Annotated in this window: 9 protein-coding genes and 1 tRNA gene; 5 read left to right on the forward strand and 5 right to left on the reverse strand. The window is 30.2% G+C overall.

Annotation, left to right across the window (positions count from 1 at the left end):
* The first annotated feature begins 14 nt into the window (after positions 1-14).
* Positions 15-2,630, forward strand: a complete 2,616-nt coding sequence (locus Q0733_RS08095) for a DUF5916 domain-containing protein (RefSeq protein WP_298781115.1) — start codon at positions 15-17, stop codon at positions 2,628-2,630.
* A gap of 56 nt (positions 2,631-2,686) precedes the next feature.
* Here Q0733_RS08095 and Q0733_RS08100 read toward each other — a convergent pair whose 3' ends face one another.
* A complete protein-coding gene (locus Q0733_RS08100) occupies positions 2,687-2,992 on the reverse strand; it encodes a DUF6370 family protein (RefSeq protein WP_298781117.1) in 306 nt (101 codons plus the stop codon).
* A 315-nt stretch (positions 2,993-3,307) separates the two neighbouring features.
* Positions 3,308-4,993 (reverse strand): glutamine--tRNA ligase/YqeY domain fusion protein, encoded by a 1,686-nt coding sequence (locus tag Q0733_RS08105; RefSeq protein WP_298781120.1) that lies wholly within the window; start codon positions 4,991-4,993, stop codon positions 3,308-3,310.
* Positions 4,994-5,103: 110 nt separating this feature from the next.
* On the opposite strand from Q0733_RS08105, the gene Q0733_RS08110 reads away from it, so the two are divergent.
* The 3 genes from Q0733_RS08110 to Q0733_RS08120 all read left to right on the forward strand — a co-directional run bounded on the left by Q0733_RS08110 (position 5,104) and on the right by Q0733_RS08120 (position 6,062).
* Positions 5,104-5,319 (forward strand): zinc ribbon domain-containing protein, encoded by a 216-nt coding sequence (locus Q0733_RS08110; protein ID WP_298781122.1) that lies wholly within the window; start codon positions 5,104-5,106, stop codon positions 5,317-5,319.
* 260 nt (positions 5,320-5,579) lie between these two features.
* Positions 5,580-5,936, forward strand: coding sequence for a dihydroneopterin aldolase (folB, locus tag Q0733_RS08115; protein ID WP_298781123.1), 357 nt, complete (start codon positions 5,580-5,582; stop codon positions 5,934-5,936).
* 55 nt (positions 5,937-5,991) lie between these two features.
* Positions 5,992-6,062, forward strand: a tRNA-Cys gene (locus tag Q0733_RS08120).
* A gap of 45 nt (positions 6,063-6,107) precedes the next feature.
* Here the strand turns inward: Q0733_RS08120 and hutG are convergent.
* The 3 genes from hutG to hutH form a co-directional block, all read right to left on the reverse strand.
* Complete coding sequence (hutG, locus tag Q0733_RS08125) at positions 6,108-7,103, reverse strand: formimidoylglutamase (RefSeq protein WP_298781124.1); 996 nt, start codon at positions 7,101-7,103, stop codon at positions 6,108-6,110.
* 111 nt (positions 7,104-7,214) lie between these two features.
* On the reverse strand, positions 7,215-9,212 hold the full coding sequence (locus Q0733_RS08130) for a urocanate hydratase (RefSeq protein ID WP_298781126.1): 1,998 nt from the start codon (positions 9,210-9,212) through the stop codon (positions 7,215-7,217).
* A gap of 7 nt (positions 9,213-9,219) precedes the next feature.
* Positions 9,220-10,713, reverse strand: a complete 1,494-nt coding sequence (gene hutH / locus Q0733_RS08135; RefSeq protein ID WP_298781129.1) for a histidine ammonia-lyase — start codon at positions 10,711-10,713, stop codon at positions 9,220-9,222.
* A gap of 84 nt (positions 10,714-10,797) precedes the next feature.
* Between hutH and Q0733_RS08140 the strand changes: the two genes are divergently transcribed.
* Positions 10,798-11,691, forward strand: a complete 894-nt coding sequence (locus Q0733_RS08140) for a LysR substrate-binding domain-containing protein (RefSeq protein ID WP_298781132.1) — start codon at positions 10,798-10,800, stop codon at positions 11,689-11,691.
* The last annotated feature ends 53 nt before the right edge of the window (positions 11,692-11,744 follow it).

Genomic DNA, 11,744 nt, shown 5'->3' on the forward strand with positions numbered 1-11,744 from the left:
TACATCTTTATAAAATGAAATTTCTAACCTTAATCTTTTTTTATTTTACTTTTTTTTCACTTTTAATAAATGCGCAAGAACCTTTAAAAGAAAAAATAGCTAAAAGAATTTACACTACAAAAAGATTACAAAAAGTACCAGTTATTGATGGTGATATTTCTGACGATGCTTGGAGTGTAGTAAGCTGGTCGTCAGATTTTACAGAAAAAAACCCTGATGAAGGAACACCACCAGCATATCAAACAAAGTTTAAAATAATATATGATGCAAAGTATTTATACATTGCTATTAGAGCTTTTGATGAGGAACCAAATTTAATTCAAAAGCGATTAAGTAGAAGAGATGGTTTTGCAGGTGATAGAGTAAACGTAATTATAGATAGTTATCATGATAAAAGAACTGCTTTTGTTTTTACTACAACTGCTGCTGGTGTTAAAGGAGAAGAAATTGTAACCCAAAATGGCAATAACTGGGATGAAAGTTGGAACCCAATTTGGTATACAGATGCAAAAGTGGATGATAAAGGTTGGACAACTGAAATGAAAATACCTTTTAGTCAGCTGCGTTTTGGAGATGCAAAAGAGCAAATTTGGGGATTTAATATCAATAGAACTATTTTTAGATTACAAGAACGCTCACTTTGGCAAAGAATACCAAATGACCAATCTGGTTTTATTAGTGAAGCTGGTGAGTTACATGGATTGATAGATTTAGTACCTCAAAAACAATTAGAAATTCAACCTTTTACAGTTTTACAGTATGATAATTATCCTGTAGAAACTGGCAATCCATATAGAGATGGAAGTGATTTTAAAATAAACGCAGGTTTAGATGCTAAAATTGGAATTACAAATGATTTAACTTTAGATCTTACCATAAATCCTGATTTTGGACAAGTAGAAGCAGATCCTGCTGCAATTGCTCTAGATGGTTTTCAAGTGTTTTTTGAAGAACAACGTCCTTTTTTTGTAGAAAATAAAAATATTTTTGATTTTAGGTTTTCTGGGCAAGACAATATTTTTTATAGTAGAAGAATTGGAAGAAGTCCACAAGGATCTCTAGATTTAGAAGATCATGAATATAACAATATACCTATAAATACTACTATTTTAGGCGCAGCAAAATTTTCTGGCAAAACCCAAAATGGTTGGTCATTAGGTGTTTTAGAAAGCATAACAGCTAATGAGTATGCAGAAATAGATGATAATGGAGAAAGAAGAGAAGTATTAGTAGAACCGCTTACCAATTATTTTGTTGCTAGAGCACAAAAAGATTTTAATGATAGAAATACTTTTTTTGGAGGGGTTTTTACCGCTACAAATAGAAATTTAAATAATAATTTGGCAGATGAATTACACAAATCGGCTTATACTGCTGGTATAGATTTTGAACATAATTGGCATAATAGAGATTATTATTTAAAAACACATTTTGTTTTGAGTAGGGTAAATGGTAGTGAAGAGGTAATACAAGCCACTCAAGAATCATTAACTCATTTATTTCAAAGAACAGATGCTAGTCATGTTTCTGTAGATCCAACCAAAACATCTTTAACAGGAACAGGAGGAAGAGTTTTTGGTGGTAAAAGAGCAGGTAATTGGCAATATTTTGCTGGTTTTAATTGGCGATCACCAGAACTTGAATTAAATGATATAGGTTTTTTAAGACAAGCAGATTTAATTAATCAATTTGCAAGAATTAGTTATAATTGGTTAAAACCAACAAATTTAATTAGAGATGCTAATTTAAGGTTAAATCAAAATTCATCTTATGATTTTGAAGGGAATTATAATAGAATTCAATATGAATTACAAGGATATGCAACATGGAAAAATAATTGGTGGACAGAATTCAGTTTGGGTCATAAACCTAGAATATTTTCAAACACTTTTTTACAAGGAGGTCCACGTTGGAGGTTTTCTGAAGAAAATTTTATAACATTATTTTTAGGTTCAGATAACAGTAAAAAATTCAATTTTACATTTGGTCAAGTCTATAGTTCAGCAAAACAAGATAATTTTTCTTTTTGGAGATCAGTTTTAAGATTTAATTATCAACCATTAAATGCATTAAGTATTTCTTTAAGTACAGCGTTTGAAAACAATCCTAATAAAACTCAATATGTTACAGCAGTAGATTATGAAGGTATTACAAGGTACATTTTAGCTGGAATAGATAATCAAAACTTAAGTACAACATTAAGATTAAATTATAGTATCAATCCAAATTTATCGCTTCAATTTTACGGGCAACCTTATATAGCCAGAGTAAGGTATAATAATTATAATTATGTAAGTAATGCTACTTCAAAAGATTTAAATGAAAGAGTTACTTGGTATAATGATGCTATTAGCGAAAGTAATAATGTATATTATGTTGATGAAAACTCAGATGGCGCTACTGATTATACATTTAATAAACCAGATTTTTCTTACGTACAGTTTAGGTCTAACCTTGTTGCTAGATGGGAATATATTCCGGGTTCTGAGTTGTTTTTTGTTTGGTCTAGAGGTGTAACTGCTTTTGATGAAACAGAAAACTCTCTAACACAAGGTTTAAATAATCAAATTACAGGTAGTAATTTAGAAGATACTTTTTTAATAAAAGCTACCTATCGATTTATAAAGTAATTTTTTAAATTGATTACTACTCCACTAAGTTTTTAAAAATTAGTATTATCTAGTTTTTAATCAAGTAATTTTATTGAAGAGGCAATAAATTTGTTGTCTTCAACTTTGCCAACAATTTTACCTTTTCTAATTACTTCACAAAATCCAGTAGTTTTATCATGTGCATCACCAAAATCATCAATATTAAAACCTTCAACAAAATAAGCTTTGTTGTTAATTCTAATTGCTAAATCGCACCCATTTTGATTGTCTAATTCAAACTGACATTGTCCGCAAGAAATTTCAGCAACTTGTTTTATTTCTTTATTGTTTGTGCACGATACCAAAGTAATAATTGCGAATACTAAAAATATTTTTTTCATTATATCTACTTGTTTTCTCTTGATTTTAATTCAGTTTTAATTTTCTTCATGGTAACAAATTGCATTGGTAAAATGCTCCCGTAAGAAATACCAACTACTAATAAAGGAAGAAATATAGATTGATTGTTTTTAAAAATTAGTCCATAAATTGTAATAAAAAGGAGTTATGTTATAACAACTACTAATGCAGTGGAAATAATCTTCATTGCCTTTAAATTATTTTCTAATTCTTTAGATGATTTACCTTTAAAACTATCATCTTTCATTCGTTGATTTTAATTTCCAATAGTAAAATTGAAAACTGCCAACTGAATACTATTTTCCACCCCAAGAATCACGTAACCCAACAGTTTTATTAAATACTAAATGCTCTTCTGTTGAATCATCATCTACATTAAAATACCCTAAACGTTGAAATTGAAAACGTTCTCCAATTTTTGCAGTTTGTAAACTTGGTTCTAAAAACGCTTCAATAATTTTTAAAGAATTAGGATTGATAAATTCCATATAATCTTTGTCTTTATGGCTATCAGGTGCTTCATCTAAAAACAATCTGTCATAAGCTCTAACTTCAGCTTTAACAGCGTGTTTTATAGAAACCCAATGCAAAGTACCTTTTACTTTACGTTTGCTTTCTTCTGTATCCATTCCAGATTTTGTTAATGGATCATAAGTACATTGAATTTCAATAACATTTCCATCTGCATCTTTTGTACAACTATTAGCAGTAATAAAATAAGCGTTTTTTAAACGAACTTCTTTTCCTAATTTTAAACGAAAAAACTTTTTATTTGCTTCTTCTCTAAAATCTTCTTTTTCTATATAAATTTCTCTAGAAAAGGGGACTTGCCTGCTGCCAAAACCATCTTCATAATCATTATAGTTGGCGTCTAACATTTCTTCTTCGCCTTCAGGGTAATTAGTAATTACCACTTTTACAGGATCTAAAACTCCCATAACTCTCTTTGCCGTTTTATTTAAGTCTTCACGAATTTTAAATTCTAAAAGTGCAACATCAATTATGTTTTCACGTTTAGAAACTCCAACCGTTTCTACAAAACTTCTAATAGAGGCTGGTGTATAACCACGTCTTCTTAAACCAGAAATAGTTGGCATTCTTGGATCGTTCCAACCAGAAACTATATTTTGTTCTACTAAAGTTAGCAATTTACGCTTACTCATAATTGTATAACTCAAATTTAAACGAGAAAACTCACGTTGTTTTGGTGGATTTGGTAATGCCGTTTTGCTGTATTGGTATACATTATCTCTAAACCAATTGTATAATTTTCTGTGAGGTTTAAATTCTAAAGAACACAAAGAATGTGAAATTTGTTCAATATAATCGCTCTCTCCATGCGTCCAATCATACATTGGGTAAATGCACCAATCAGAACCCGTTCTATGATGATCTTTGTACATAATTCTGTACATTAAAGGATCACGCATTAACATATTATCATCGGCCATATCAATCTTTGCACGCAAAGTATGTTCACCTTCTTTAAATTTTCCGTCTTTCATTCCTAGAAATAATTCTAGGTTTTCTTCTACAGATCTATTTCTAAAAGGGCTATTAGTTCCAACTTGAGTTGGTGTTCCTTTTTGCTCGCGCATTTCTTCAGATGATTGGCTATCTACATATGCCTTTCCATCTTTTATTAATAAAACTGCCCAGTCAAATAATTGTTGAAAATAGTCTGATGAATAACATTCATTTGCCCATTTATAACCCAACCAAGAAACATCATTCTTAATAGCATCAACATATTCTTGCTCTTCTTTAGCAGGGTTTGTGTCATCAAAGCGTAGGTTTACAGGCGCATTATATTTTAATCCTAAGCCAAAACTAATTCCAATTGCTTTTGTATGACCAATATGTAAATAACCATTTGGTTCTGGCGGAAAACGAAAACGCAAGCTTTCTTTTGGCGTTCCGTTTGTTAAATCTTCTTCAATAATTTGCTCTAAAAAATTGAGCGATTTCTTCTCTTCAGACATAAGTTTATACGAAAAAATTAAGATGCAAAATTACGGAAAATAGTTTACAGACATTAGGTGTTTGTAACAAAATTAGAATTTTAGCATCTAATAGATAAACACACTTTAATATGAGCGAACAAATTAGAAATTATACCTGTCCAAAATGTAATCATAAATTATATAAAGTTGGGCAATTAAGAGCAACAGGAGGTACTTTATCAAAAATTTTTGACATTCAAAATCAGAAATACACAAGCGTAACTTGCGAACGTTGTACTTACACCGAATTTTACAAAACTAAAACTAGTGCCATTAGTAATGTTTTCGACTTTTTTACGAGTTAGTAAACTAAACTTTAAGAAACTCAAAAATTGTAAGTTAAATTAATTCTGAATTTCTTTTTGGCGTTTCCTTTCAGGTCGCGCTTTTCATTATATCTTTTTATCTAAATAACATTTTGTTTTATTTAATACATTTCAAAAAGATTAGCTATTTCTATAAAGAGAAGAAATAAAATAAAAAGGATGCCATTTCTATCGCTAAAGCAAGCATTTTTAAGAACAAAATTCATAAATAAAACTATATTTGTGTTTTTTTAAAAGCAATGGGAATTATAAAAGTAAACAATATTAAACTCTATGCATACCACGGATGTTTAGATGAAGAAGCAAAAATTGGCTCAGAATATAGAGTAGATGTTGAGGTAAAAGCAGATTTAAGAGCATCTGCAAAATCCGACGAACTTGCTGATACTATAGATTATGTACACTTAAACTATATTGTAAAACAAGAAATGGCAATTCGTTCTAAATTATTAGAAGAAGTAGCTCAACGTATTTTAAATCGTTTTTTTAAAGAATTAAGAATGATAAGAAAAGCCAAAGTTTCTGTTGCCAAAATAAATCCGCCAATTGGTGGAAACGTAGAAGAAGTAGCAATAATTTTAACAAAAAAGCGATAAGCTTAAAAAATACTTGCAGTAATTGTAAATTTGCTTAAATTTGCAATCCTTAAAAGGTGTCTTGGCCGAGTGGCTAGGCAATGGTTTGCAAAACCATGTACAGCGGTTCGAATCCGCTAGACACCTCTAAAAAGAACTGTTAATCTGTTGATTTTCAGTTCTTTTTTTTGATTAAAATTTATGATTTAATACTACAAAGTCAATAATTTTTGCCGCTAAATTAGCTGTTTGTCTATCCTGGTCTAAAGATGGATTTAACTCGGCAATATCAAGAGAAATTACTTTTTTGGTATCTAATAAGAAACGTAACATTTTAAAAACAAAATAAGGAGTAAAACCTAAAGGCGAAGGTGCACTTACTCCAGGGGCGTAGGCAGAAGAAAACCCGTCCATATCTATTGTTATATAGATATAATCATTATTTTTTATAAAAGGAATCAAACGATTTTGTAAAACTTTTATTTCTTCAGATGCAGCTTCACAATCGTAATTAACGGCGAAATCAACATGTTTCTTTTTCGCAATATCAAACAATTCTTTTGTATTAGATTGTTGTTGTATTCCGATGGCAAAGTAATCTACTGATTCACCATTTTTTTGTAATTCAGAAATAATCTGATTAAAAGGCGTTCCTGAATTTGGTTGTTCTTCTACTGGTCGTAAATCGAAATGAGCATCAAAATTAATAATTCCCACTTTGTTCTTTGTAGTATTTTTAACCACTTCTCTTATTCCCATAAAATGACCAAATGCAATATCGTGTCCACCTCCAATTGCAATTGGAAAAATTTTATTAGCAATAAGTGTAGAAATTGTTTTTGCAAATGCTTGCTGACAACTTTCCATATCTTTTTCTACACAAATAATATCTCCAATATCTACAACTCTTTTATCATTGAAGTGAATTGGAAGTTTAGCTAAAGTTTCTCTTATAACTTTTGGGCCTTCTGCTGCACCAACTCTTCCTATGTTTCTACGAACCCCTTCATCGCAAACATAACCTAATAAGGCAATATTAATTTTTTTTTCAATAGTGATGTTTCGTATATCTAATAATTTAATTTCTTGGTGCCAATATTGTTTTTCAATATTAGGATTGGATTTTCTGCCAGTCCAATATTTTTTTTGTGCAGGTAGATATTTTACATTTAATAAATTTAAACTCATAATTAATTCCTTTTAAAAATTTTCTCTAGTTCAATAAATCATAATTAGTAACGAAGCTGTTTATGTAACCAATTAACCATTTTAATTATTGATTATAGGTTTGTTTATTACTTAAAATAAGTTTTTTAATAATTCTTCTTTTACCAAATTAGGAAGCGTAATTTTTAAGTTTGGACTTCTTTTCATCTCACGTTTAATAGCAAAAATCGCTTCTTTATTTCTAGCCCAACTTCTTCGGGCAATTCCATTATTTACATCATAAAACAGCATACTTTTTAGACGAACTTCTGCTTCTTTTGTGCCATCCAATAACATTCCGAAGCCACCATTCATTACTTCACCCCAACCAACACCACCGCCATTATGAATAGAAACCCAAGTGGCTCCTCTAAAACTATCTCCAATTACATTATGAATTGCCATATCTGCTGTAAATTTACTACCATCGTAAATATTAGATGTTTCTCTATACGGAGAATCTGTACCACTTACATCATGATGATCTCTACCTAATACAACTGGCCCAATTTTTCCTTCTGAAATAGCATTGTTAAATGCTTCTGCAATTTTAGTACGCCCCTCAGCATCTGCATATAAAATACGTGCTTGAGAACCCACAACCATTTTATTTTTCTTTGCATCTTTAATCCAAGTTATATTGTCTTGCATTTGTAATTGAATCTCTTCTGGAGAATTTTCCATAATTTCTTGCAATACTGATGCAGCAATCTCATCTGTAGTATCTAAATCTTCTGATTTTCCTGATGTGCAAACCCAACGAAATGGCCCAAAACCATAATCGAAACACATGGGTCCAAGAATGTCTTGTACATAAGAAGCGTATTTAAAATCTATATTATTATCTGCCATAACATTTGCACCTGCCCGAGATGCTTCTAGTAAAAAAGCATTTCCGTAATCAAAGAAATAAGTTCCTTTTGCTGTGTGATTATTTATTGCAGCTGCATGTCTTCTTAATGTTTCTTGAACTTTAACTTTAAAATTTTCTGGGTCTTCTCTAATTAAACGATTTGATTCTTCGTAAGAAATATCGATTGGATAATAACCACCGGTCCAAGGAATATGTAATGAGGTTTGATCAGATCCAACATGAATATGTATGTTTTCAGTATCAAAACGTTCCCATATTTCTACCACATTTCCAATGTATGCAATGGATACTATTTCATTATTTGCTTGTGCTTTTTTTACCCTTGATAATAAATCATCCATATTATCAATCAAAACATCAACCCAGCCCTGTTCATATCGTTTTGTAGCAGCTTTTGGGTTTACTTCTGCGGCAATAGTAATACAACCAGCAATATTTCCTGCTTTTGGTTGTGCACCACTCATTCCTCCTAAACCAGCTGTTAAGAATATTTTTCCGTTTGGATTTTCTCCTTTTGGTAAAATTTTACGGAAAGCATTCATAACTGTAATTGTTGTTCCGTGAACAATTCCTTGAGGTCCAATATACATAAATGAACCTGCTGTCATTTGCCCGTATTGAGTAACTCCTAGTGCATTATACTTTTCCCAATCGTCAGGTTTAGAATAATTAGGAATCATCATTCCGTTAGTTACAATTACTCTAGGTGCATTTTTAGAAGAGGGAAATAATCCCATTGGATGACCTGAATATAAATGTAATGTCTGTTCATTTGTCATTATCGATAAATAATGCATAACAAGTAGATATTGCGCCCAGTTTTGAAATACAGCACCATTTCCTCCATAAGTAATTAATTCTTCTGGATGTTGAGCTACAGCAGGATCTAAATTATTTTGAATCATTAGCATGATAGCTGCAGCTTGAGATGATTTAGCAGGATAATCTGCTATATCTCTAGCGTAAATAGCATATGTTGGCTTAAACCTGTACATGTAAATTCTACCGTATTCTTTTAATTCTTGCGCAAATTCAGTTGCTAATTCTTTATGCCAACCTTCTGGAAAGTATCTGAGTGCATTTCTAATTGCTAATTGTTTTTCTTCTATAGATAAAATATCTTTTCTCTTAGGAGCTCTATTTATATCTACAGGGTAAATTCTTTTTTTTGGTAATTTTGAAGGAATTCCTTGTTGTATTTGTTCTTTAAAGTTCATGTTTGTTTTATTTAACTATTAAAGATTTATTTTTTACTAATTCAATCATTGCATAAATATCATCTTTCAAAATGCGATCCTCTTCTAATTTTGTTACTTTTTCTCTGATAATTCTGAAGTTTTCTTCAATAATTTTTGAGAAAGTATTAGGTCTTCTAAATTCCATTGCTTGTGCAGCATACATTAATTCAATAGCTAATATTTTTTCAATGTTTCCTAATATTTGATTAAACTTTCGTCCAGAGATACTTCCCATAGAAACATGATCTTCTTGTCCTAACGAAGTAGGAATACTATCTGCAGAAGGAGGAAAACATAAAGATTTATTTTCTGTAACCAAAGCAGCGGTTGTATATTGTGGTATCATGAAACCAGAATTTAATCCTCCAGCGGCAGTTAATAACCTTGGTAATCCGTATTTTCCTTCTAATAATAAATAGCAGCGTCTGTCTGAAATATTTCCTAGTTCAGAAGCTGCTATAGAACCATAATCTAAAGCCATTGCTAAAGGTTGTCCATGAAAATTTCCACCAGAAATAGCTTCTGTTGCGCTTAATACAATTGGGTTGTCTGTAACAGAATTCATTTCTATTTCTGCCAATTCTTTTAAGTGATAATATGCATTTCTAGAGGCTCCATGTACTTGTGGTATACAACGAATTGAATATGGGTCTTGTACGCGTTCACACTTTAAATGATTATCTACATTTTGAGAACTTAATAATAGCATACGCATACGCTCTGCTACTTTTAAGTTTCCTTTAAATGGTCTTATCCAGTGTAATTCTTTTCTGTAAGGAGAGGCGCTACCTTGAAAACCTTCTAAGCTCATTGCGCCAGAAACGTCTGCTAAATCTAATAAATATTCCATTTTATGTAAGCCAACGATTGCATGTGCTAATATAAATTGTGTTCCGTTTATTAAACCTAAACCTTCTTTTGCTTGTAATTGTAGTGGTTTTAAATTATGAGTATTTAAAACATCTTTTGCAGAAATAATTTTGTTTTTAACCCAAAATTCACCTTCTCCTAATAACGGTAAAAATAAATGTGAAAGTGGTGCTAAATCTCCAGAAGCACCAACAGAACCTTGTTCTGGAACAATTGGTAATAAATCATGCTCAATAAAATATAAAATACGTTCTATCAACTCTAAACGAACACCAGAAAAACCTTTACATAAAGCATGTACTTTACAAATCATCATTATTTTAGATAATTTTTTATCAATAGGGTTTCCAACACCAACAGCATGTGTAATAAGTAAGTTTTCTTGTAATTTACTTGTTTCTTTAGGTGTAATTTGTATATCACATAAAGAACCAAAGCCAGTATTTATACCATAAACAGCTTTGTCTCCATTAGCCATTGTTTCTACTTTTATTCTACATTCTTTTATAGCTTTAATAGTTTCGTTGGTTAAAGTTGCTTGTAATTTTCCCTCTGCAATTTCAATTACTTGTTCTACTGTTAATTGATCTATTCCGTATTTAAATGCCATTTTTTTAAGTATCTAGTTAATTATAACAAAGTTATTCTTAATTTTGATGCTTAATAATACTAATAATTATATTAAATAATAATTATGAAGCATCAATTAGAGTTGCGTCATTTAAAATATTTTTTAGCTGTTGCCGAAACTTTACATTACAGAAAAGCTGCAGAGAAGTTATTTATATCTCAACCAGGATTAAGTAGGCAAATAAAGCAAATGGAAGATGATTTAGGTATTGTTTTATTTGAACGACATAATAGAAAAGTAGAATTAACACATGCAGGCACCTATCTAAAAACTGAAATTTCTCGAAATTTAAAAGAGATGAACCATATACTAAATCATGCAAAACTACTTCATCATGGTATTGATGGGAATTTAAAATTAGGGTATGTTGGTTCTGCGATTCAGTTGTTAATTCCAAATTTATTATTGCATTTTAAAAAAGAGTATCCAACAATTGTTTTTGACTTAAAAGAAATGGATAACAAAAAACAAATTGATGCGTTATTATCTAAAGATATTGATGTAGGTTTTGTTAGATTAGAAAGAGTTCCTAAAAAATTGAAATCATTTTCTGTTTTAAAAGAAAATTTTTGTCTTGTATTACCAAAAGATCATGTAATAAATGTTGATAATTTTAAAAATTTAGGGCAATTAAAGCATGAGTCCTTTATTATGTTTGATTCTTCATATAGTCCTTCATATTATGAAAAAGTGATGCAAATATTTGATGATAGTGGTTTTATACCTACAGTTTCTCATAAAACGATACATGCAAGTTCTATATATAGATTAGTTGAAAATAATTTAGGTATTTCAATAGTTCCAAAATCATTACAAATGGGATATGATATGAACGTTAAGTTTATAGAGTTAAAAAATATTAAGCAACAAACTGTTCTTTCAGTTGTATGGAACGAGGAAAATAGAAACCCATTTTTAGATTCTTTTTTAAAAATCATTAATACAGTTTTTGATTAATTATTTTTTTTTACAATTATATCAAGTTAATTTATTTAATTATATAAGAAATA

Origin of the sequence: uncultured Polaribacter sp. (assembly GCF_947500975.1) — a bacterium.
Classification (GTDB): domain Bacteria; phylum Bacteroidota; class Bacteroidia; order Flavobacteriales; family Flavobacteriaceae; genus Polaribacter.

Bases quoted from the DNA above. Each gene is read 5' to 3' on its own strand.
- Q0733_RS08095 (WP_298781115.1), top strand. From the start codon at position 15: ATGAAATTTCTAACCTTAATCTTTTTTTATTTTACTTTTTTTTCACTT.
- Q0733_RS08100 (WP_298781117.1), bottom strand. From the start codon at position 2,992: ATGAAAAAAATATTTTTAGTATTCGCAATTATTACTTTGGTATCGTGC.
- Q0733_RS08105 (WP_298781120.1), bottom strand. From the start codon at position 4,993: ATGTCTGAAGAGAAGAAATCGCTCAATTTTTTAGAGCAAATTATTGAA.
- Q0733_RS08110 (WP_298781122.1), top strand. From the start codon at position 5,104: ATGAGCGAACAAATTAGAAATTATACCTGTCCAAAATGTAATCATAAA.
- folB (WP_298781123.1), top strand. From the start codon at position 5,580: ATGGGAATTATAAAAGTAAACAATATTAAACTCTATGCATACCACGGA.
- hutG (WP_298781124.1), bottom strand. From the start codon at position 7,103: ATGAGTTTAAATTTATTAAATGTAAAATATCTACCTGCACAAAAAAAA.
- Q0733_RS08130 (WP_298781126.1), bottom strand. From the start codon at position 9,212: ATGAACTTTAAAGAACAAATACAACAAGGAATTCCTTCAAAATTACCA.
- hutH (WP_298781129.1), bottom strand. From the start codon at position 10,713: ATGGCATTTAAATACGGAATAGATCAATTAACAGTAGAACAAGTAATT.
- Q0733_RS08140 (WP_298781132.1), top strand. From the start codon at position 10,798: ATGAAGCATCAATTAGAGTTGCGTCATTTAAAATATTTTTTAGCTGTT.